18 protein-coding genes are annotated in these 20,671 nt (G+C 70.6%); 13 read left to right on the top strand and 5 right to left on the bottom strand.

The features are described 5' to 3' along the window. Nucleotides 1-3 precede the first annotated feature (3 nt). Nucleotides 4-2,949, bottom strand: a complete 2,946-nt coding sequence (locus LK06_RS24255; protein WP_043435133.1) for a hypothetical protein — start codon at nt 2,947-2,949, stop codon at nt 4-6. Continuing rightward, nucleotides 2,946-4,784, bottom strand: a complete 1,839-nt coding sequence (locus LK06_RS24260; RefSeq protein WP_071659248.1) for an HSP90 family protein — start codon at nt 4,782-4,784, stop codon at nt 2,946-2,948. The genes LK06_RS24255 and LK06_RS24260 overlap by 4 nt, the downstream gene beginning before the upstream one ends. 198 nt (nt 4,785-4,982) lie before the next feature. Here LK06_RS24260 and recG point away from each other — a divergent pair, with 198 nt between their 5' ends. From recG to mutM, 8 genes are all read left to right on the top strand, one after another. Next, complete coding sequence (recG, locus tag LK06_RS24265; RefSeq protein WP_039656531.1) at nt 4,983-7,214, top strand: ATP-dependent DNA helicase RecG; 2,232 nt, start codon at nt 4,983-4,985, stop codon at nt 7,212-7,214. Between the two features lie 58 nt (nt 7,215-7,272). After that, the gene (gene rsmD / locus LK06_RS24270) at nt 7,273-7,857 is read left to right on the top strand and encodes a 16S rRNA (guanine(966)-N(2))-methyltransferase RsmD (protein ID WP_039656529.1); all 585 of its coding nucleotides are present in this window, start codon (nt 7,273-7,275) and stop codon (nt 7,855-7,857) included. Nucleotides 7,858-7,883: 26 nt separating this feature from the next. Continuing rightward, complete coding sequence (gene coaD, locus LK06_RS24275) at nt 7,884-8,363, top strand: pantetheine-phosphate adenylyltransferase (protein ID WP_039656527.1); 480 nt, start codon at nt 7,884-7,886, stop codon at nt 8,361-8,363. 57 nt (nt 8,364-8,420) lie between these two features. Further along, entirely contained in the window at nt 8,421-9,485 is a 1,065-nt protein-coding gene (locus LK06_RS24280) for a F0F1 ATP synthase subunit B (RefSeq protein WP_039656525.1), read from the top strand. Nucleotides 9,486-9,616: 131 nt separating this feature from the next. Next, nucleotides 9,617-10,270, top strand: coding sequence for a YceD family protein (locus tag LK06_RS24285; RefSeq protein WP_039656523.1), 654 nt, complete (start codon nt 9,617-9,619; stop codon nt 10,268-10,270). Between the two features lie 2 nt (nt 10,271-10,272). Then, nucleotides 10,273-10,446, top strand: a complete 174-nt coding sequence (gene rpmF / locus LK06_RS24290) for a 50S ribosomal protein L32 (RefSeq protein ID WP_003951102.1) — start codon at nt 10,273-10,275, stop codon at nt 10,444-10,446. 8 nt (nt 10,447-10,454) lie between these two features. Next, complete coding sequence (rnc, locus tag LK06_RS24295) at nt 10,455-11,279, top strand: ribonuclease III (protein ID WP_174673929.1); 825 nt, start codon at nt 10,455-10,457, stop codon at nt 11,277-11,279. 93 nt (nt 11,280-11,372) lie between these two features. Continuing rightward, nucleotides 11,373-12,257: a bifunctional DNA-formamidopyrimidine glycosylase/DNA-(apurinic or apyrimidinic site) lyase gene (gene mutM, locus LK06_RS24300; protein WP_043435136.1), complete on the top strand. Its 885-nt coding sequence runs from the start codon at nt 11,373-11,375 to the stop codon at nt 12,255-12,257. A gap of 76 nt (nt 12,258-12,333) precedes the next feature. Here mutM and LK06_RS24305 read toward each other — a convergent pair whose 3' ends face one another. Continuing rightward, nucleotides 12,334-12,726 (bottom strand): winged helix-turn-helix transcriptional regulator, encoded by a 393-nt coding sequence (locus LK06_RS24305; RefSeq protein ID WP_039656511.1) that lies wholly within the window; start codon nt 12,724-12,726, stop codon nt 12,334-12,336. Nucleotides 12,727-13,104: 378 nt separating this feature from the next. Between LK06_RS24305 and LK06_RS24310 the strand changes: the two genes are divergently transcribed. Continuing rightward, the gene (locus tag LK06_RS24310; RefSeq protein ID WP_043407703.1) at nt 13,105-13,392 is read left to right on the top strand and encodes an SHOCT domain-containing protein; all 288 of its coding nucleotides are present in this window, start codon (nt 13,105-13,107) and stop codon (nt 13,390-13,392) included. Nucleotides 13,393-13,402: 10 nt separating this feature from the next. Here LK06_RS24310 and LK06_RS34075 read toward each other — a convergent pair whose 3' ends face one another. After that, complete coding sequence (locus LK06_RS34075) at nt 13,403-13,588, bottom strand: hypothetical protein (protein WP_199806364.1); 186 nt, start codon at nt 13,586-13,588, stop codon at nt 13,403-13,405. Here LK06_RS34075 and LK06_RS24315 point away from each other — a divergent pair. Further along, the gene (locus tag LK06_RS24315) at nt 13,587-13,982 is read left to right on the top strand and encodes a cupredoxin domain-containing protein (RefSeq protein WP_199806363.1); all 396 of its coding nucleotides are present in this window, start codon (nt 13,587-13,589) and stop codon (nt 13,980-13,982) included. The two genes, LK06_RS34075 and LK06_RS24315, sit on opposite strands and share 2 nt — an antisense overlap. A gap of 117 nt (nt 13,983-14,099) precedes the next feature. Here LK06_RS24315 and LK06_RS24320 read toward each other — a convergent pair whose 3' ends face one another. Then, complete coding sequence (locus tag LK06_RS24320; RefSeq protein ID WP_039656506.1) at nt 14,100-15,314, bottom strand: CAP domain-containing protein; 1,215 nt, start codon at nt 15,312-15,314, stop codon at nt 14,100-14,102. A gap of 181 nt (nt 15,315-15,495) precedes the next feature. Here LK06_RS24320 and LK06_RS24325 point away from each other — a divergent pair, with 181 nt between their 5' ends. The 3 genes from LK06_RS24325 (at nt 15,496) to LK06_RS24345 (ending at nt 20,534) form a co-directional block, all read left to right on the top strand. Further along, nucleotides 15,496-15,777 carry an acylphosphatase gene (locus LK06_RS24325; protein WP_039656504.1) on the top strand — a complete coding sequence of 94 codons (282 nt, stop codon included), beginning with the start codon at nt 15,496-15,498 and terminating at the stop codon, nt 15,775-15,777. Nucleotides 15,778-16,159: 382 nt separating this feature from the next. Then, nucleotides 16,160-16,363 carry a hypothetical protein gene (locus LK06_RS24335; RefSeq protein ID WP_023546484.1) on the top strand — a complete coding sequence of 68 codons (204 nt, stop codon included), beginning with the start codon at nt 16,160-16,162 and terminating at the stop codon, nt 16,361-16,363. Nucleotides 16,364-16,607: 244 nt separating this feature from the next. Then, the gene (locus tag LK06_RS24345) at nt 16,608-20,534 is read left to right on the top strand and encodes an AAA family ATPase (RefSeq protein ID WP_043435139.1); all 3,927 of its coding nucleotides are present in this window, start codon (nt 16,608-16,610) and stop codon (nt 20,532-20,534) included. Nucleotides 20,535-20,671 lie beyond the last annotated feature (137 nt).

A 20,671-nucleotide genomic window follows, 5' to 3' on the forward strand; every position in this document is an offset into this window, starting at 1 on the left:
GGGTCACCCGCCCGCCGTCCGCAGCAACTGGGACGCCTCCGCCCGCCGCGCCCGGACGGTCTCATCGCCGTCGTCACCCTCCGCGCCGGCGCCTGCGCAGGCCGCGAGCACGCCGCGCGCGCGTGCCACCGCCTCCGCGTGTCTCCCCAGGTCGGACGCCAGCCATCCGGCGGCGAGTTCGGCACCGGTACGGCCATGCCGCCCATCGGCGCCGAGCGCTGCGAACAGCGTGGCCGCCCGGTCCATGTGGACCAGCGCCGCTTCGAGCGAGGCCTGGATCGCGCCCTCTTCGCCCTCTTCGCCCGCTTCGGCCTGCCCGGCCGCCGAACGGGCCAGCAGGTCGCCGAACTGACGGTGGGTGTTGGCCAGTTCGGCCGTGAGCTGGTTGCCCCGGGCCGCTTCCGTGGCGGCCTGCAACGCGCGCTCGCACTCGCGCACCGCCTCCGCCATCAGCTCCCGTGCGCGCTCCGCCCCGGACTTCCCGCGCAACGCCAGCCAGCCGCGGGCGCGCAGGGAACGGACGAGGAAGCGCGGGTTGTCCAGAGCGCGCCACAACTCGCCCGCGCGTGCATACGCCTGGTCCGCCTCCTCCGGCAGGCCAGCGTTGCCCAGAGACTCGGCGGCGAGGTGCGCGAGTGTGGCGTGGTCCTGCTGCTCCGGCCAGTGCCGGGCGATCTCCGCAGCCCGCAGCCGGCGCTCGGCAGCCGCCCGGTGGTCGCCCAACTGGCTCAGGCAGTCGCCGAGCCACCACAGTGCCTGCACCACGGCGCCGTCGCCGTGCGTCCCCGCGGACAGATCGCACAGTGCCGACTCCAGTACCTCGGCCGCCTCCGCGCAGCGTTGCTGCCGCAGCAGGAATCCGCCGAGCAGCTGCCGCGCCCAGGCACCCAGTGTGGCGCCCTCACCGGCCTCGTCGGCCCAGTGCGCGGCCTCAAGCGCGTGCTCCGCCGCCTCCCCGGTCGCACCCCGGCCGCCGATCACCTCCGCGAGCTGAAGGTGCAGCTGTGCGCGCCCGACCGGCTCCACGCAGGGCCCGCCGTGCTCCAGGGCAGCCCGTAGTGCCTGCTCGGCCCCGGCCAGGTCACCGGCCTCGTGGGCCAGAGCGGCGACCTGCGCCTCGTATTCGACCGCGAACCACGGAATCCCGGCGTCCACGCACTCACGGGCGGCCCGCCTGAACAGCTCCGCGGCCCGTGGGGCGTCTCCGCCGTGCGCGGCCAGTTCGGCGAGCATCGCCCGGGCCTCCGCGGCCCGGGCGGCCATCCGGACGTCGCCGCCGGTCCGCCCGTCGACCAGTGCCAGTACCTCGCGCGCTGCCCGATCGGCCTCCGCGCGCGCCGCCTGGGCGGAGCCGCCCGCGGAACACCCGTGTACCCGTCGCAGCAGTATCCGTGCCCGGCTCATCACCACCGACGCCGTCTGCCGTACTCCGGTGGTGCCGTCGGCGTACAGCGCGAGCGCCTCGTCGTGCAGGCCCGTGACCGTGGCCAGGGCCGCGTCCACCTCGCCCCGCAGCGCGCGGACGTAAGCCCCCCGGGCGCGTGCCGCCAGCGCCTCTCCGGGGTCGCCTGCCGCGGCGTACAGCGCCGAGGCCCGCTCGAACAGCTCGACGCCCTCGGCGCCGCGGGCCATGGCCTCGTGGTCGGCGATCTCAGCACGGTCGCGCGGCTCCAGCTCGTCGTCCCGCGCGGCGCGCGCGACTGCCGCCCACGCCTCGACAGCGTTCGGTCGCAGGGCGTCCGACAGCCGCCGGGCCTCGGCGAGCAGACCGGCCAGGTCGGGGCCGCCGGACACCTCGGGTGCCGGGGGCGCGACCACCGGGGCCGGCCCGGTGCGCACCGCGCGCACCCCCAGCGGCAGGCGTTCCACCAGCGGGCGCTGCGCCATACGTGCGCGTATCCGGTCACCGATGTACGTGGTTCCGTTGCGACGGTCGAACTGCTCGGCCAGTTCTGTCGCCTCCGCGCGCGCGTGTGCGCCGAGTTCCCGTGCCGTCCAGGTCCGCCCGGGCGGTCCCGGCACCCGCTGGTCACCGAGGCCCAGCCCGGTCAGCCGGTCCGCGAGCAGTGTCACGACGGCCATGAAGTCGAGCCGGCTGCGGGGGTGCCCGGTGTCCGTGAAGTACGCCGGCCGCTCGGCGAGCAGTTCCAGGCCGCGGGCCTCGTTGCCGGTCAGCGCGCAGAACTCCACGTGGTCGGCGTAGGCGCCGCGCATGCTCTCCATCGGGCGCACCAGCCGAAAGCCGCGCAGGTGGTGTGCCCGGGCCTCCGCCACCCGGCCGAGGCGCAGTAGCGGGACCAGCGAGGAGGCGAGGACGGTGTGTGGCTCGTGCGCGCAGCTGTACTCGCCCTCCAGCACCGGCCGCCACAGTTCCAGCGCCTGCGCGTCCCGGCCGCACGTCACCTGCCAGGTGCCCTGCCCGTGCAGCTCGCAGGCGTGGCAGTCGGCCATCCGGTCCCGGTCGGCAGCCAGCCACGCGGTAGAGGCCCGCTCCGCCCGAGCCAGGTCGCCGATGTGCGCTGCCACACTGAACTCGGCGCAGCGCACGGCGCGTTCGGAGTGCCCGGCGAGCCGGTAACGGTGCTCCATCTCGCCGAGCCACTTCTCCACGGAGGCGAGCGGGATGTGCGGCTGGTCCAGCATGCCGGCTGACATCCACTTGAACACCCAGTGCAGTGAGTGCGTCTCGTACGCGTCGAAGTCCTCGGGCCGTTCGTCCCACAAGCGCAGCAGCCGCGCGAAGGGGACGAACATCTTGTCCTTCTCGGAGCTGTAGTTGTAGACCTTCAGTTGGTGCCCGAGTGCCTCGATCACGGCGAGTGGGGCGTCCAGCCGCTCGGCTGCGGCGAGTAGCTGCTCCGCGCGTGCGTTGCGGGCCGGGCCCTCCGGCTGCTCGGAGTTGTCCGCTATCGCCCGGCGGAGCGCATCGAAGTCGGTGATCTCGTTCACCGTCCGTCCTCCTCCCCGTGGGTCGCCCATTCGAGCAGCCCGATGAACGCCCGGTTGAGCAGCGCCGAGTCGGCCGGCCGGAGCGGGCGCTGCGCCATCAGCAGCGCCTGCCCGTACAGCGACTCGGTGGCGGTGCCGATCAGTTCCGGGTCCCTGAGTGAACCAATCCGCCGGACCAGCGGGTTGAGATGGTTGAGCACCAGGCGGGCGCGGGGGGCGCTGCCGCGCAGCGAGCCCAGGATGCCCGCCCACAGGTCGTCGGCTTCCTCCTCGGCCGTCGCACGGGCCTGCTCGTGCCGGGCCGCCCGGTCGTCCAGGTGCAGCGCGGGCACGGACAGTGGGTGGAAAGCACGCAGGACGACGTCGCAACCGAGGGGGTCGAGCTTCGCCCGGGCCGCCGCCAGGAAGCCGGACAGGGCCAGTTCCTCGCCCGGGTCGACCGCGTCCAGGTGTGCGGTCACGGTGTCCGCGTCAAGCTCGGCGACGACCGTTGTGGGCCGTACCCGCGGCAGCGCCTCCACCAGTTCGCTGTCGTACGTGTAACCGCCGTTGACGACCCCGACGCCCTGTGCGGAGGCGATCGGCGCGACCTGCCGGTACTCCTCGACGGTCCGTGTGAAGTGCACCACGGGGTGCCGCTGGGCGAACTCTTCCAGGGACAGCTGCCCGTCGGTGGTCTCGAAGGGCAGCCACGGCAGCATCGTGCGCAACATGTCGCCGTCGTGCCGGGCGAGGGACTTCACCCCCAGGTGGTGGACCGCCAGGAAGGCTGCCAGCCGTTCCGGATCGCCGGCGGCGAGTCCGGTCAGCCAAGACCGGATCCTTTCGCCGAGCGCCTCCCGCACGGCTGCGAGCGTCTCGTCCTCGTACAGCGACTCGCGCGAGGCCGTGGGCCGCAGGCTGTCGGTGTCCAGCACACAGCGCACGAAGAATGCCCAGTCGGGGAGCAGCTGTTCGGCCCGTTCGGTCAGCAGCATGCCCTTCAGGTGCACCCGGTGGGTGGCCCGCTGGGCCGGGCTGACCGCGGACGGCAGCACATAGGCCACCCCGCGGACACCGGCCAGCGGCACGTCCAGGTCGATCGAGTCCAATGGTGTGAACCCGAACAGCTCGTGGCAGTGCCGAGCCAGTGCCACCCGTCTCGTGGCGGGACTCGGATACGCGCGGTCCCAGGGCGCGGGCAGGTCCGTGATCCGCTCCCCGCCCAACCGGACGTCGTACGGAAGCAGGGAACCGAAGTCCCGGGCCAGGGTGCGGACCCGCTCGGGTGCCAGCCACTCGGCCGCCCCGGCCCGCGCGGACAGGTACACGGTCGTGCCCGGCTCGGGCCGCTCCGCACTGGGCAAGGTGCGCACGGTGTACGACCCGTCGTCGAGGGCCGTCCATTCCACCGGTCGGGCGTCGGGTGTACGGGCGCTGCGGCTGACCACTCTGATCCGCTCGGCGACCACGAAGCAGGCGAGCAGTCCGATGCCGAACTGGCCGAGGAAGTCCGACCGCGCCTCCTGCAGGCCTTCGGCCCGTTTGGAGCTGCGGCCGATGGTTGCCAGCAGGTTGTGCACGTCCGACTCGGTGAGCCCGATGCCGCTGTCCTCCACCCGTAGGCCGCCGTCGACCGCGTGGAGCCGGACCAGGGCCGGGGCGTCCGGCTCCACCGCCCGTCGGGCGGTGATGGCGTCCACGGCGTTCTGCAGCAGTTCGCGCAGATAGACCCTGGGGCTGGAGTAGAGGTGGTGGGACAGCAGGTCCACCAGACCGCGCAGGTCGACCTGGAATGTATGAGGTGTATGAGGTGTATGAGATGACTGGGATGACTGTGAGGTCTGGGAGTCCATCGTCACTGCGCCGGAGGGGGGAGTGCGCGGCGCGGGGTCGGGCGGTCCCGGGTGGGGCGGTGACCGCAGGGGATGGCCGGAGCGCGCCATCTTAGGGTCGGAACTGCCCACCTGACCAGGGGTTTCCAAGACCTCTGCAGTCGCTTGGGGCGAATTTCTCCAGCGGCGTCTACGGGATTGTCGGTGGTGTGGTGTGCAATGGATCTCGTGCCCGCACTGGAAGAACCACCGAAGCAACCCCTGCGACAACCGCTGAAGTCGGTGCTCGGCCCCGCCACTGCGAAGGTGATGGCCGAGCACCTCGGCCTGCACACCGTCGGCGACCTCCTGCATCACTATCCGCGCAGGTACGAGGAGCGCGGTCAGCTCACCCACCTCGCCGACCTGCCCATGGACGAGCACGTCACGGTGGTGGCCCAGGTCGCCGACGCCCGGCTGCACGCCTTCGCCTCGGCCAAGGCGCCGCGCGGCAAGGGCCAGCGCCTCGAAGTCACGATCACCGACGGCAGCGGCCGGCTTCAGCTGGTGTTCTTCGGCAACGGCGTGCATAAGCCCCACAAGGAACTGCTGCCGGGGACCCGCGCGATGTTCGCCGGAAAGGTCTCGGTCTTCAACCGCCGACTCCAACTCGCTCACCCTGCCTATGCGTTGCTCCGCGGCGACGGCGAGGAGGCGGTCGAGACATGGGCCGGTGCCCTGATCCCCATCTATCCGGCCACTGCCAAACTGGAGTCCTGGAAGATCGCCAAGGCGGTCCAGACGGTACTGCCCAGCGCGCAAGACGCGCTGGACCCCCTCCCCGGCAACCTCCGTGAGGGCCGCGGCCTGCTGCCCCTGCCCGAGGCCCTACTGAAGATCCACCAACCGCACACCAAGGCGGACATCGCCGACGCCCGCACCCGCCTCAAGTGGGACGAGGCCTTCGTCCTCCAGGTCGCCCTGGCTCGCCGTCGCTACGCCGACACCCAGCTCCCCGCCGTACCCCGCGTCCCGAAGCCGGACGGTATCCTCGCCGCCTTCGACGACCGTCTGCCCTTCAGCCTCACCGAGGGCCAGCGGAAGGTCTCCGGGGAGATCTTCGCCGACCTCGCCACCGACCACCCCATGCACCGGCTGCTACAGGGCGAGGTCGGCTCCGGCAAGACGCTCGTCGCCCTGCGCGCCATGCTCGCCGTGGTGGACGCGGGCGGCCAGGCGGTCATGCTGGCGCCCACTGAGGTTCTCGCTCAGCAACACCACCGCTCGATCACCGAGATGATGGGGGAACTGGCCGAGGGAGGCATGCTGGGCGGCGCCGAGCACGCCACGAAGGTGGTCCTGCTCACCGGCTCGATGGGCACCGCGGCCCGCCGCCAGGCCCTGCTGGACCTGGTCACCGGCGAGGCCGGCCTCGTCATCGGCACCCACGCGTTGATCGAGGACAAGGTGCAGTTCCACGATCTGGGCCTGGTGGTCGTGGACGAGCAGCACCGCTTCGGCGTGGAGCAGCGCGACGCCCTGCGCGGCAAGGGCAGACAACCGCCGCACCTCCTCGTCATGACCGCGACCCCCATCCCGCGCACCGTCGCCATGACGGTCTTCGGTGACCTGGAGACCTCGGTCCTCGACCAGCTCCCGGCCGGCCGCTCCCCGATCGCCAGCCATGTCGTCCCGGCCGCCGACAAGCCCCACTTCCTGTCCCGCGCCTGGGAACGGGTGCGCGAGGAAGTGGCGGACGGTCACCAGGCGTACGTCGTCTGCCCCCGCATCGGCGACGAGGAGGACGACCCGAAGAAGGCGAGCCGGAAGAAGTCCCCGGAGGACGAGGCGGAGAAGCGTCCCCCGCTGGCCGTCCTCGACGTGGCCGACGACCTGGGCAAGGGACCGCTGCAGGGCCTGCGGGTGGAGGTCCTGCACGGCAGGATGCACCCTGACGACAAGGACGCGGTGATGCGCCGCTTCGCGGCGGGCGAGACCGACGTCCTGGTTGCCACCACGGTCATCGAGGTCGGTGTCAACGTCCCCAACGCCACGGTCATGGTGATCATGGATGCCGACCGCTTCGGGGTGTCCCAGCTCCACCAGCTGCGTGGCCGGGTCGGCCGTGGTTCGGCCCCGGGGCTGTGCCTCCTGGTCACCGAGGTGCCCGAGGCCACCGCGGCCCGTCAGCGCCTGGGCGCCGTGGCCTCCACCCTCGACGGTTTCGAACTCTCCCGCATCGACCTGGAGCAGCGCCGGGAGGGAGACGTCCTGGGCCAGGCCCAGTCCGGCGCCCGGTCCAGCCTGCGGGTGCTGGCAGTCATCGAGGACGAGGAGGTCATCGCGGAGGCGCGACAGGAAGCGACGACAGTCGTGGCGGCCGATCCGGGGCTGCAGCGGCTGCCCGGCCTGCGCACGGCCCTGGACGCCCTCCTCGACGAAGAGAGGGAGCAGTACCTGGAGAAGGGCTAGAACCGCCGCCGCCTGCCAGACTGATTCCGTAAAGCTGCCCAGGAGAAGGATTCGCGAAATGACCCGCGTGATCGCCGGCACAGCCGGCGGACGTCGCCTCGCCGTACCGCCGGCAGGCACCCGGCCCACTTCAGACCGCGCACGCGAGGCCCTCTTCTCCACCTGGCAGTCCCTTCTCGGCGGCCCCCTGGACGGCGAACGGGTCCTTGACCTGTACGCGGGCTCAGGAGCCGTGGGCCTGGAAGCCCTGTCCCGGGGCGCAGCCCACTCCCTGCTCGTGGAGGCGGACGCGCGGGCGGCGAGGACGGTCCGGGAAAACGTGAAGAACCTGGGTCTTGCCGGGGCCGAGGTGAGGGCGGGTAGGGCAGAACAGGTCGTCCGGGCCGTACCCCCGGGCGAGCCCTACGACCTCGTCTTCCTGGACCCCCCGTACGCCGTCTCCGACGACGATCTTCGGGAGATTCTGCTCACACTCCGCACGGAGGGCTGGCTCGCCGGGGAAGCCCTCGTCACCGTGGAGCGCAGCACCAGGGGTGGCGAATTCCGTTGGCCGGACGGCTTCGAGGCGATCCGGGCCCGTCGCTACGGCGAGGGAACGTTTTGGTACGGTCGCGCCGCCGCTACGTGCGAAGACGCACGATGACCGGACCGGAGAGCGAGGGATCACTAGTGCGCCGCGCCGTCTGTCCCGGGTCGTTCGACCCGATCACCAACGGACACCTCGACATCATCGCCCGTGCCTCTCGTCTGTACGACGAGGTCTATGTCGCGGTGATGATCAACAAGTCCAAGAAGGGCCTGTTCGGGGTCGAGGAGCGGATCGAGCTGATCCGCGAGGTGACCGCCGACTACGCCAACGTCCGGGTGGAGGCCTTCCACGGCCTTCTGGTCGACTTCTGCAAGCAGCGCGACATCCCCGCCATCGTCAAGGGCCTGCGTGCCGTCAGCGACTTCGACTACGAACTCCAGATGGCGCAGATGAACAACGGCCTCACCGGCGTCGAAACGCTGTTCGTGCCCACCAACCCCACGTACAGCTTCCTGTCCTCATCCTTGGTCAAGGAAGTCGCGGCCTGGGGTGGTGATGTCTCCCACCTGGTGCCCTCCCAGGTCCTGGAGGCCTTGAACGAGCGCCTGCGCAAGGACTGATGGGGCTACAGTCGTCCCGTCCGTCTCCAACCCGGCTGTAGAGAGTGGCGAGCACAGGTGGACGTGCAGAAGAAGCTCGACGAGATCGTCTCCGCGGTCGCCGGCGCCCGGGCCATGCCCATGTCGGCGTCCTGTGTGATCAACCGTGCCGAGCTGCTCGCGATGCTGGAAGAGGTGCGCCAGGCACTGCCCGGATCCCTCGCGCAGGCGCAGGAGCTGATCGGTGGCCGCGAGCAGATGGTCGAGCGGGCTCGGCTGGAGGCCGAGCGGATCATCGGCGACGCGCACGCCGAGCGCGGCTCGCTGATCTCGGACACCGAGATCGCCCGCCGCTCCCAGGCCGAGGCCGATCGGATCCTCGCCGAGGCCCGCAAGGAGGCCGAGGAGGTCCGTGCCGAGGCCGACGACTACGTCGACTCCAAGCTCGCCAACTTCGAGGTCGTCCTCACCAAGACCCTCGGTTCGGTCGGCCGGGGCAGGGAGAAGCTGCTTGGTACCGGCCCCGGCCTGGACGAGGAGGGCTACGAGGACGAAGACGCACCCGAGCGCAGCCACGACCCGGAGACCCTGCGCCGTGACGCCGACGCCTACGTCGACACCAAGCTCGGCGCCTTCGAGGCGGTCCTCGCCAAGACCCTGGAAGCCGTCGGACGCGGGCGGCAGAAGCTGCACGGCCGGATCGCCACCGACGACCTCGGTGCCCTCGCCGACGACACCACGACCTTCCAGCACTCCAGCGACGCCGACTACCTCGCCGACCTCGCCGGGCTCACGGACACCTCGTCCGGGCAGCCGGTCCAGCGGGAGCCGGAGCCGTCAGCGGAGCCGTCGTACGAGCCGCAGCCAGCCTATGGTTATCAGCAGCAGCCGGACCCCTACGCGGGCTTCCCGCAGCAGTCCGCCTACGACACCCAGCAGGACCCGTACGGCTACCAGCAGGCCGATCCCTACGCCTACCAGGGCTACGACCAGCAGCCCGGCTACGATCCCCAGCAGGTCCATCAGCAGCAGGCCCCGCAGCAGCCCCAGCAGGGTTACGCTCTCGACGAGACCAGCCTCTTCGACACCGGCATGATCAGTGCGGAGCAGTTGAGGGCGTACGAACAGGGCCGGGGCCTGTAGCCGTGTACCGGATTGGGCCCTGAGCGAAAGGTCCAGTATCCTGGCCCTTCGGTCGCGTGTATGTCCGCGATCACCGCTGCCCGGAACACCGACGGACAGCGTCCCTCCGAGTTCGTAGATCGAAAGCAGGAATGGCTTCCAACGCCCGCCTCGACCACCGCAATCCCCTCGTGATCGATACTCACGAGCTGGGACGGCGTCCTGGTGCGCTGCAGCGCCTGACCCGCGAGATCGACGCTCCCCGAGATCTCGGTATCCAGGGAGTCATCGGAGTGCCGGAAGGTGCCCCGGTGGAGCTCGAACTCCGGCTTGAGTCGGTCATGGAAGGGGTGCTCGTCACAGGCACCGCCCGTGCACAGGCCGAAGGGGAGTGCGTAAGGTGTCTGGAGCCGGTCGGGCTGGAGCTCGAAGCGGACTTCCAGGAGATGTTCTCGTACCCTGACGCCGACGACCGGGGCCGTGTGATTGCGGAGCCGGGCGACGACGCCGAGGACGACGAGGGCAGGCTCTTCATCGAGGACGGTCTGATCGACCTCGAACCTCTGCTGCGCGATGCGGTGGTGCTCGCACTGCCGATGCAGCCGGTGTGCCGGGAAGACTGCCCGGGTCTGTGCTCCGAGTGCGGAGCGCGGCTCGCGGACGACCCGGACCACCACCACGACGCCGTCGACATCCGTTGGGCGGCTTTGCAGGGACTCGCCGATTCGACGACGGACGGCGAGAAGGACGAGATGAGCGGCGACGCGCCCCGATCAGCACGCGCCGCCGAGAAGCAGGAGAAGTAGCCGTGGCTGTTCCGAAGCGGAAGATGTCGCGCAGCAACACGCGCCACCGCCGGTCGCAGTGGAAGGCTGCGGTCCCCACCCTGGTTGCGTGCGAGCGCTGCCACGAGCCCAAGCAGCAGCACATTGCGTGCCCGTCTTGCGGCACCTACAACAAGCGCCAGGTCCTCGAAGTCTGAGCGGGCTGGTGAGAGGCACTGTGTCCAGTCCCAAGAAGGCGGAAGACGCCAACGTGAGCGCACCCGCCAAGAAGAAATTGGGCAACCAGGCCTCGTCCCACACGCTTCTGGAAGGGCGGCTCGGCTACCGCGTCGAGTCCGCCCTTCTGGTGCGTGCGCTGACCCACCGTTCCTACGCATACGAGAACGGCGGTCTGCCGACGAACGAGCGGCTGGAGTTCCTCGGGGACTCCGTCCTCGGCCTCGTCGTCACGGACACGCTGTACCGCACCCACCCCGACCTGCCCGAGGGCCAGCTGGCCAAGCTGCGGGCCGCGGTGGTCAACTCGCGTGCGTTGGCACAGGTCGGCCGTGGCCTCGACCTGGGCTCCTTCATCCGGCTGGGCCGTGGTGAAGAGGGCACGGGCGGCCGGGACAAGGCGTCCATCCTCGCCGACACCCTGGAAGCGGTGATCGGCGCGGTCTATCTCGACCAGGGCCTCGACGCGGCGTCCGAGCTGGTGCACCGGCTCTTCGACCCGCTGATCGAGAAGTCCTCCAGCCTCGGCGCGGGCCTGGACTGGAAGACGTCCCTGCAGGAGCTGACCGCGATCGAGGGGCTCGGCGTACCCGAGTACCTGGTCACGGAGACCGGCCCCGACCACGAGAAGACCTTCACTGCTGCCGCCCGCGTCGGAGGCGTCTCGTACGGCACCGGCACCGGCCGCAGCAAGAAGGAGGCGGAGCAGCAGGCCGCCGAGTCCGCCTGGCGGTCCATCCGGGCGGCGGCGGACGAGCGTGCCAAGGCGGCCGAGGCCGTCAAGCAAGGTGAGTCTTCGTCCACCACCACCTGACCTGCAGCAGTACCCGAGCGCCCGCTCCGAGCCCGAGAAGCCCGGAGCGGGCGCTCGGATCGTCCACCCAGCGCTGTGTGTACGGGGGTCCCGATGCCCGAGTTGCCCGAGGTCGAGGTCGTCCGGCGCGGTCTGGAGCGGTGGGTCGCTCATCGCGCCGTCGCCGAGGTCGAGGTGCTGCACCCGCGTGCCGTACGACGGCATGTCGCGGGCGCCGACGACTTCGCGCACCGGCTCAAGGGCCGGCACATCGGGACGCCCCACCGGCGCGGCAAGTATCTGTGGTTGCCGCTGGAGGAGACGGATCAGTCCGTCCTGGCGCACCTGGGGATGAGCGGCCAGCTGCTGGTACAGCCGCACGAGGCACCGGACGAGCGGCATCTGCGCATCAGGATCCGGTTCGCCGACGGGCTCGGCACGGAACTCCGCTTCGTCGACCAGCGGACCTTCGGCGGGCTGTCGTTGCACGACAACACCCCTGACGGCCTGCCCGACGTCATCGCGCACATCGCGCGTGATCCGCTCGACCCGCTGTTCGACGAGGAGGCCTTCCACCAGGCCCTGCGCCGCAAGCGCACGACCATCAAACGGGCTCTGCTGGACCAGTCGTTGATCAGCGGAGTGGGCAACATCTACGCGGACGAGGCGCTGTGGCGCGCCCGCATCCACTACGAGCGTCCGACGGCGAGCTTCACCCGCCCGGTCACGGCTGAACTCCTGGGTCAGGTACGGGATGTGATGAACGAGGCCCTCGCCGTCGGAGGCACCAGTTTCGACAGCCTGTATGTCAACGTCAACGGTGAGTCCGGCTACTTCGACCGTTCCCTGGACGCGTACGGCCGCGAGGGTCTGCCCTGCAAACGGTGCGGTACGTCCGTGCGCCGCCGCCCCTGGATGAACCGCTCCAGCTACTTCTGCCCGAAGTGCCAGCGACCGCCGCGAGCCCGGACGGCGGCCGGACCGACCGGACCGCGCTGAGCCCGTCCGCCGTGTTCTTCTCGTGGTGGCCACCGCAGCCGGTGTCAGGCTCCGGTTCTGCCGTCGGCGTCCGCGCCTACGGCAACGGCCTGGCGTCGTACGCCTCGCGGGCGGCCAGCACCTGGTCCATCGAACCTTCCACGCAGTGGATGAGTGCCAGCAGACGCTCCGTGACCTGGTGGCCCAGGGGAGTGAGCCGGTAGTCCACGCGGGGCGGGTTCGTCGGCTGAGCTTCGCGGTGCACCAGCCCGTCGCGCTCCAGGGCGTGCAGTGTCTGCGACAACATCTTCTCGCTCACCCCGTCGACGTGGCGGCGCAGTTCGTTGAAGCGCAGCGAACCCTCGTACAGTGCGCCGAGTGTCAGTCCGCCCCAGCGGCCCGTGACGTGCTCCAGCGTGCCGCGCGAAGGGCAGGCCTTGGCGAAGACGCTGTACGGAAGGTCGTCGTGGTCCTGGGTGGTGACGGTCATAACGCCAAGGGTACGCGTGCACAGCGCTAACCACTAGGTTGCACTATCTCATGGATGGCGCCGGAGCGCCTCGGGCGCCGGGTGACGGAGACCGCGAAGGTGGTCGCGCGCGGGTGGGTCGCCGCGTGGGGACCGGGGTCGGCCGGAGCCCTAGGCGGCCAGGTGACCGCGCGTGCAGGTGGCCTGCGACCTGTGGTCACGTGGTGGAACACGGTGAACTGCGGCTGAGTCGGCTTCGCCGGCCGGCACGGGCGCGGTCCAGCGTACCGGGCGTTGGGCCCACCGGCCCCTCTACGGGGAACTACGGCCCAGGTCGGCCGAAGGTGCAGCGTTCCATCCTGGGATCGGCACAGCCGCCGGCCCAGGGGAGTGAGCGACATGATGTGGTACAACGACGGATGGGGCTGGGGGGGCTGGTTCGTGATGACCGTGCTCATGGTCCTGTTCTGGGCCGTCCTGATCGGCGGCGGCGTCGCGCTGGTGCGCTACTTCAGTGGTACGCGGCACCACCAGCAGCCCGGGCCGCAATGGCCGTCCGGCGAATCCCGCGACGGCGGGGGGCAGGACAGGCGGGCCGAGAACCTGCTCGCTGAGCGGTTCGCACGTGGGGAGATCGACGAGGACGAGTACAAACGCCGGCTCACGACGCTGCGGGAACACCGGTGAAGCCGGGGCGTCACCGGGCGAGGTGGCTGGCGATCGCCGTGGTGGCGGCAGCCGTGGTCCTCGGCGTCGCCACCACGGGTCTGCTGGCCGCGTCCGATGCCTTCCATGGGTCGACACCGGATTCCCAGAGGCGGAGCGCACGCTGCGCCCCTCCGGCTGCGGCAGGCAGCGTGGTGGACGTGACCGTCGGGGACATGGGGCACATGATGGGCCGCCCGGATCACAGCCGACCCGGTTGGCACGGCATGGACGCGATGTATCTGGTGGCCCATCCCGCGAAGGTCCCGGCAGGAAGGGTGACCATCCGGGTGGTCAACACGGGAGCACTCGTGCACGAGGTGGTCGTGTTGCCGCTTCCGGCGGGCCAGGGTGCCGGAGAACGTGCCACCGGCCCGACCGGCCGCGTGTCGGAAGCGGGCAGCCTCGGAGAGGCGTCACGCACGTGCGGCGCGGGCGCCGGACACGGCATCGCCTCCGGTGCGGCGGCCTGGACCACGGTGACGCTCCGGCCGGGCCGCTACGAGCTGCTCTGCAACTATCCGGACCACTACGCGGCCGGCATGTACGCGGAGCTGGATGTCACCGGTTGAGCGGTGCAACCGGTGGATGCCGCCGGATGAGTGGGGTGGGCACCGAGCGCCCGCCCGAAGGAGCCGAGCGCCACTGAGCCGAAGCCTGACCGGGTGCGAGAGGGAGCGGCCGTCGTCTCAGTAGCCGAAGTCCTGGGTCCACCAGGGTCCGCCCGGGCCGAAGTGCACTCCGACGCCGAGCGTCTTGAAGTCGCAGTTCAGGATGTTCGCGCGGTGGCCTGGGCTGTTCATCCAGGCCTCCATCACGGCCGCCGGGGTGGCCTGGCCGCGGGCGATGTTCTCACCGCCGAGGTCGGTGATGCCGGCCTTCGCGGCCCGGTCCCACGGCGTGGCGCCGTCCGGGTCGGTGTGGTCGAAGAAGCCCCTCGCCGCCATGTCGTCGCTGAATGCCTCGGCCAGGCCGGTCAGCGAGGAGTTCGCCGACAGCGCGCTGCATCCGACCTTGGCCCGCTCCTCGTTGACCAGCTTGAGCACCTCCGCCTCCGCGGCGGCCTCCTTCGATATCGTCACCGGTGCGGCGGCTGCTATCGGCGGTTTGGCTGCCGTACGTGAAGGGGTGATCTTCGGCGCCGGGGAGGGCGTGGCCGCCGGCGTCGGCGTCCGGGTGGCCGTCCGTGACGGGCTGGCCTCCTGCGGGGTGCTTGCCGTGTGTGACGGGCTGGCCTTCTGCGGGGTGCTCGCTTTGTGCGACGCAGTGGCCTTCCGCGAAGGGCTTGCTGTGGGTGACGCGGCGGCCTTGTGGGACGGACTGGGCTTGGCTGAGGCAGGCTTCGAGGGGGAGGGCGACGCGGAGGCCGAGGACCGGCTCGGAGACGGCGGGCGTTCGGTCCCCCGGCTGGTCGCGCCCCCGCCCTCGCGACTGTCCGCGCTGCCCGAGGTACCGCCCTGCTCGACGGCCGTGTTGCCGGGCGAGACCGCGGCCTGTACCTGGTTGCCGCCGGTGGTGTTCGTGTCGCCGCCGAGCTTGTAGTCCTGTAGACCCGGCACCACGCCCGTGGCCACTGCTGCGGTGCCGAGGGCCACGGCTGCCGAGACCCCGAGCAGGCTCGTGCGCACCGGTCGCCCGGCCTTCTTCCTGCGCCGGTGGTGGCGGGAGGGGCCGCCGACCGGGGCGAAGCCGCCGTCCGCCGAATCGGCGGACGGCGAGGGGTTGTCCTCCGCGAACAGGTAGGCCTGGGCCCTGGCAGTGGCCTCGGCATAGGCCTCGGGGTTCAGATAGGGCGCGATGCCCCTGGGGACCTGCCGGTGCGGCCGGCCGCCGGATGGCCGTCCGCCCGCGGACGAGTGCTGCGGGTCGTCACTGCCGGCGGCGGGGCGTCGGTGGCGTCCCATGTTCTTGCCCTCTTCCTCGTGCTCGCGGTTGACCGGTGCCTGCGCGGGGACTGGCTCCCTGCGGTCAACTCAACTCACTCGATCGAGTGAGTTTCATTTGGGATTCATTGGGTGGGGACGGTACCGCATGCCAGTGAGGGGCAATGTGTCCCGAGCGACATCGGCCGGTTAGGTTGCATCCATGAGCGAGGATGTACGACTGGTCGCCTGGGTGCGTGGACGCGTGCAGGGTGTGGGTTTTCGCTGGTTCACGCGGGCCAAGGCACTGGAGATTGGCGGCCTGAGTGGTTTTGCTCTCAATTTGGCCGACGGCCGGGTCCAGGTGGTCGCGGAGGGGTCTCGGCGAGGCTGTGAGGGGCTGCTCGATTGGCTCCAGGGCGACGACACGCCCGGACGCGTGGATGGGGTCACCGAGATCTGGGACACACCTCGCGGCGGCTACGACGGCTTCGCCATCCGCTGAGCCGCTTCCGTGGTGCCCCGCGCTTCGGGGTGCAGCGAGCTGCCGGTGACACATGCGGAGAGCAGGAACGACCTGGTGGTTGCCAACTACGGCCCGGCGTGGCAGGCTCCGCTGGTACAGCTGATCGCCACGCCCTGAGGGCCCCGGACGACGTGCAGCGCCGCCGATTTCCCGGCCGCGCGCCCCGGTTTGCCCGCCAACGCAGGGCGTGATCGTGTTGACCGTCAAACTTTTTGGTGAGACGCTGAAAGCCCCGCGCACCCTAGCTGTTTGGCATGGCGGAACAGCAGAGCAACACCCGGACGTGCCAGGCACCGCGGGTGCGAATCCCTCACGACCCACACCGCATCGGTCGGTCACTCAGTGTGGAGGACCATCCATCATGGCAAAGGCGCTTCTCGGTTACGTCGGCGGCTCCGACCCTCGACTCCTCGCCGAGATGCGACGGCTGCAGCAGCGCGTGCAGGACCTGGAGTCCGAGCTCGTACGGATCCAGGCGGAGAACGACGCGCTGACGGCTGCCGCCTCTCAGGACAGGATCATGGAGAGCATCGACGCACACCAGGCGGAGCCTGCGCTCACCTGATCACTGCATTGCTCCACGACAGTAGTCGCAGTGATTGGGCTGCCGTATCAGCCGCTTAGTTGATCAAACGTCTGGAACCCAGTCATCAGAGTTGCAAGGGACGCTTCGGCGTCCCTTCTTTCTTTTCCCCGCGCATCCTTTCACTGTCTTTAACGTTTGGTCTGCCCTACATGTTCAATGGCGAAACCGCGCGGTTGTGAGGGTTCATGGAGTGAGATAGCGGCGGCCGGTAAAGTCCAGCGGCGTGCACCTCAAGGCCCTGACCCTCCGCGGGTTCAAGTCGTTCGCCTCAGCGACCACACTCCGGTTCGAACCGGGCATCACATGCGTCGTCGGCCCGAACGGCTCGGGCAAGTCCAACGTCGTGGACGCACTCAGCTGGGTCATGGGCGAACAGGGCGCGAAGTCACTGCGCGGCGGCAAGATGGAGGACGTCATCTTCGCCGGCACCACCGGCCGCCCCCCGCTCGGGCGGGCCGAGGTGTCCCTGACCATCGACAACTCCGACGGTGCCCTGCCCATCGAGTACGCCGAGGTCACCATCACGCGGATCATGTTCCGCAACGGTGGCAGCGAGTACCAGATCAACGGCGATACCTGCCGACTCTTGGACATCCAGGAACTTCTCTCCGACTCCGGCATCGGCCGTGAGATGCACGTCATCGTCGGCCAGGGGCAGCTCGACTCCGTGCTGCATGCCGATCCGATGGGCCGCCGCGCCTTCATCGAGGAGGCGGCGGGCGTTCTCAAGCACCGCAAGCGCAAGGAGAAGGCGCTGCGGAAGCTGGATGCGATGCAGGCCAACCTCGCCCGCGTGCAGGACCTCACCGACGAGCTGCGCCGCCAGCTCAAACCCCTGGGCCGCCAGGCGGCGGTCGCCCGCCGCGCCGCCGTCATCCAGGCCGACCTCCGCGACGTGCGTCTGCGTCTGCTCGCTGATGACCTGGTCAGCCTGCGGGAAGCCCTTCAGGTTGAGATCGCCGACGAGGCGGCCCTGAAGGAACGCAAGGAAACCGCCGAGCGGGAACTGAAGGCCGCACTCCAGCGCGAGGCCCTGCTGGAGGACGAGGTACGGCAGCTCACCCCACGTCTCCAGCGCGCCCAGCAGACCTGGTACGAGCTGTCCCAGTTGGCCGAACGCGTCCGGGGCACCGCCTCGCTGGCCGACGCCCGGGTGAAGAGCGCCACCTCCGCGCCCCCCGAGGAGCGGCGCGGCCGTGATCCCGAGGACCTGGAGCGCGAGGCCGCCCGTGTCCGTGAGCAGGAGGCCGAGTTGGAGGCGGCTCTGGAAGCGGCCCGCCACGCTCTGGACGACACCGTCGCCCACCGCGCCGAACTGGAACGGGAGCTGGCTGTCGAGGAGCGCCGGCTGAAGGACGTCGCCCGGGCCATCGCCGACCGCCGCGAGGGTCTGGCCCGGCTCTTCGGGCAGGTCAACGCGGCCCGCTCGCGTGCTGCCTCCGCCCAGGCCGAGATCGACCGGTTGGCCACGGCCCGCGACGAAGCCCAGGAGCGCGCGGTGCACGCCCAGAAGGAGTACGAGACGCTGAAGGTCGAGGTCGACGGCCTCGATGCCGATGACGCGAACCTGGCCGAACAGCACGATGCGGCCAAACGGCAGCTGGTGGAGGCGGAAGCCGCCCTGAGCGCCGCCCGTGAGGCGGTCACCGCGGCCGAACGCCGCCGCGCCGCCACCCAGGCCCGCCACGAGGCTCTGGCCCTCGGACTGCGCCGGAAGGACGGCACCGGAGCACTGCTCGGCGCTCGGGACCGCCTCACCGGTGTGCTCGGCTCGGCCGCGCAGCTGCTGACGGTCACCCCGGGCGACGAGGTCGCCCTGGCCGCTGCTTTCGGGGCGGCGGCGGACGCCGTCGCCGTGACGACACCGGCGTCGGCGGCGGAGGCGATCAGGCTCCTGCGCAAACAGGACGGCGGCCGGGCGACACTGCTGCTGGCGGGAGCCCTGGAGGCGCCGGAGGCGAACGGAAGCCCGGGCGCGGCGGACACCCGTGGTGCGGCTGGTGCGTCCGTGGGCGTGGGCGGGGGCGTCGGTGATTCCGCGGGCGCGCCCGCGCACAGGTCCGTGAGCGCGCCCGCGCAAAGGAACGCCCCCAGCACCGTGGCTGCGCAGGCAGAGGGCGATGGCGCCGCTTCGGGTGGTGTGCAGGTGCACGGCGATGGCGCCGCTCCGAACGGTGTGCTGGCCGCCCGTGGTGTCGTCGGCGCCGGCCGAGAGCCGTGCGGGTCCGGAGCAGCCGGAGCAGCGGCCGGTCTGCCCGGCGGCATGTGCGTCGACCGCGTCGGAAGCACGCCCGCCCCCTCCGGGACGGGCGCTCACCTGGACGGCGCCCGCTTCGCCGCAGGCCTCGTCCGCGGCCCCGCCGAGCTGATGCCCGCCGTACGCCGGCTGCTGCACGGGATCGTGGTCGTGGGCACGCTGGAGGACGCCGAGGACCTGGTCTACGCCCATCCGGAACTGACCGCGGTGACCGCCGAGGGCGATCTGCTCGGTGCACACTTCGCGCAGGGCGGCTCGGCTGGGGCGCCCAGTCTGCTGGAGGTGCAGGCGTCCGTGGACGAGGCTGTGGCCGAACTGGCCGAGCTGGAGGTGCACTGCGCCCAGCTGGTCGAGGAACAGCGGCTGGCGGCCGGGCGGCACACGGACGCGGTCGCCCTCCTGGAGGGGCTGGAGGAGCGGCGCAGGGCCGCCGACCGGGAGAAGTCGGCCGTGGCCCAGCGACTCGGACGGCTCGCCGGGCAGGCTCGTGGCGCCGCCGACGAGGCCGAACGTTCCGCCGCGGCGGCCGAGCGGGCGCAGGGGGCGTGGGAGCGGGCCGCACAGGAGGCCGAGGAACTGGCCGAACGGCTCGCTGTGGCGGAGGAGACGCCGGCCGACGAGGAACCGGACACCTCGGTGCGGGACCGGCTCGCCGCCGACGGGGCCAATGCGCGCCAGACTGAGATGGAGGCCCGGCTCCAGGTCCGTACGCATGAGGAGCGGGTCAAAGGCCTCGCCGGGAGGGCCGACTCGCTGGACCGTGCTGCCCGTGCCGAACGCGAGGCACGCGCGCGTGCCGAGCAGCGCCGGGTCCGGCTGCGGCACGAAGCGGCCGTGGCGGAGGCCGTGGGTTGCGGTGCCCGTCAGCTGCTCGCGCATGTCGAGGTTTCCCTCGTCCGGGCCGAGCGGGAACGCACCGCCGCCGAGGCCACCAAGGTCCGAAGCGAGCGGGAGCTGGCCGCCGCACGCACGGCCGGCCGTGAGCTGAAGGCCGAACTCGACAAACTGACGGACTCGGTGCACCGGGGCGAGGTGCTCGGTGCCGAAAAACGGCTGCGGATCGAGCAACTGGAGACGAAGGCACTGGAGGAGCTGGGCGTCGAGCCGGCAGGGCTGGTGGCGGAGTACGGGCCCGACCAGCCCGTACCCCCCTCGCTCCGCGCCGACGACGGGCAGCAACCGGAGGCCGGTCTCGACGACGGCACCGTCGAGGGATCCCGCTCAGGGAACCAGCCCCGCCCGTTCGTGCGCGCCGAGCAGGAGAAGCGGCTCAAGGCCGCCGAGCGGGCGTACCAGCAGCTGGGCAAGGTCAACCCGCTGGCGCTGGAGGAGTTCGCGGCGCTGGAGGAACGCCACAAGTTCCTCAGCGAGCAGCTGGAAGACCTGAGGAAGACCCGTGCGGACCTGCTCCAGGTGGTCAAGGAGGTGGACGAACGCGTCGAACAGGTCTTCACCGAGGCCTACCGCGATACCGCCCGTGAGTTCGAGGGCGTCTTCGGGCGCCTGTTTCCGGGGGGCGAGGGACGACTCGTCCTCACCGACCCCGACCACATGCTCACCACCGGCGTGGACGTTGAGGCGCGTCCACCGGGCAAGAAGGTCAAGCGGCTTTCCCTCCTCTCGGGCGGTGAACGCTCGCTGACGGCCGTCGCGCTGCTGGTGTCGATCTTCAAGGCGCGGCCGAGTCCGTTCTACGTCATGGACGAGGTCGAGGCCGCGCTCGACGACACCAATCTCCAGCGACTGATCCGGATCATGCAGGAGCTGCAGGAGGCCTCGCAGCTGATCGTGATCACGCACCAGAAGCGCACCATGGAGGTTGCCGACGCCCTCTACGGCGTGTCCATGCAGGGTGATGGGGTGTCAAAGGTCATCTCTCAGCGGCTTCGCTAGCAACCCTTGGCGAGATCAACCTCATGACCTGCCCTTGGATCTTCACTTCTTGAAGATTGTTAAGGCTTCTATATCTGAAAGCTCACACAGATCATGGTCTTGACTTCGAGTCTTGAAGACATAGTCTCTGGAACGTT

This window comes from Streptomyces pluripotens (assembly GCF_000802245.2).
GTDB lineage: Bacteria > Actinomycetota > Actinomycetes > Streptomycetales > Streptomycetaceae > Streptomyces > Streptomyces pluripotens.

Coding starts and splice junctions, on each gene's coding strand:
- LK06_RS24260 (WP_071659248.1), bottom strand. CDS start 4,784: ATGGACTCCCAGACCTCACAGTCATCCCAGTCATCTCATACACCTCAT.
- recG (WP_039656531.1), top strand. CDS start 4,983: ATGGATCTCGTGCCCGCACTGGAAGAACCACCGAAGCAACCCCTGCGA.
- rsmD (WP_039656529.1), top strand. CDS start 7,273: ATGACCCGCGTGATCGCCGGCACAGCCGGCGGACGTCGCCTCGCCGTA.
- LK06_RS24285 (WP_039656523.1), top strand. CDS start 9,617: ATGGCTTCCAACGCCCGCCTCGACCACCGCAATCCCCTCGTGATCGAT.
- mutM (WP_043435136.1), top strand. CDS start 11,373: ATGCCCGAGTTGCCCGAGGTCGAGGTCGTCCGGCGCGGTCTGGAGCGG.
- LK06_RS24305 (WP_039656511.1), bottom strand. CDS start 12,726: ATGACCGTCACCACCCAGGACCACGACGACCTTCCGTACAGCGTCTTC.
- LK06_RS24310 (WP_043407703.1), top strand. CDS start 13,105: ATGATGTGGTACAACGACGGATGGGGCTGGGGGGGCTGGTTCGTGATG.
- LK06_RS24315 (WP_199806363.1), top strand. CDS start 13,587: ATGGGGCACATGATGGGCCGCCCGGATCACAGCCGACCCGGTTGGCAC.
- LK06_RS34075 (WP_199806364.1), bottom strand. CDS start 13,588: ATGTCCCCGACGGTCACGTCCACCACGCTGCCTGCCGCAGCCGGAGGG.
- LK06_RS24320 (WP_039656506.1), bottom strand. CDS start 15,314: ATGGGACGCCACCGACGCCCCGCCGCCGGCAGTGACGACCCGCAGCAC.
- LK06_RS24325 (WP_039656504.1), top strand. CDS start 15,496: ATGAGCGAGGATGTACGACTGGTCGCCTGGGTGCGTGGACGCGTGCAG.
- LK06_RS24335 (WP_023546484.1), top strand. CDS start 16,160: ATGGCAAAGGCGCTTCTCGGTTACGTCGGCGGCTCCGACCCTCGACTC.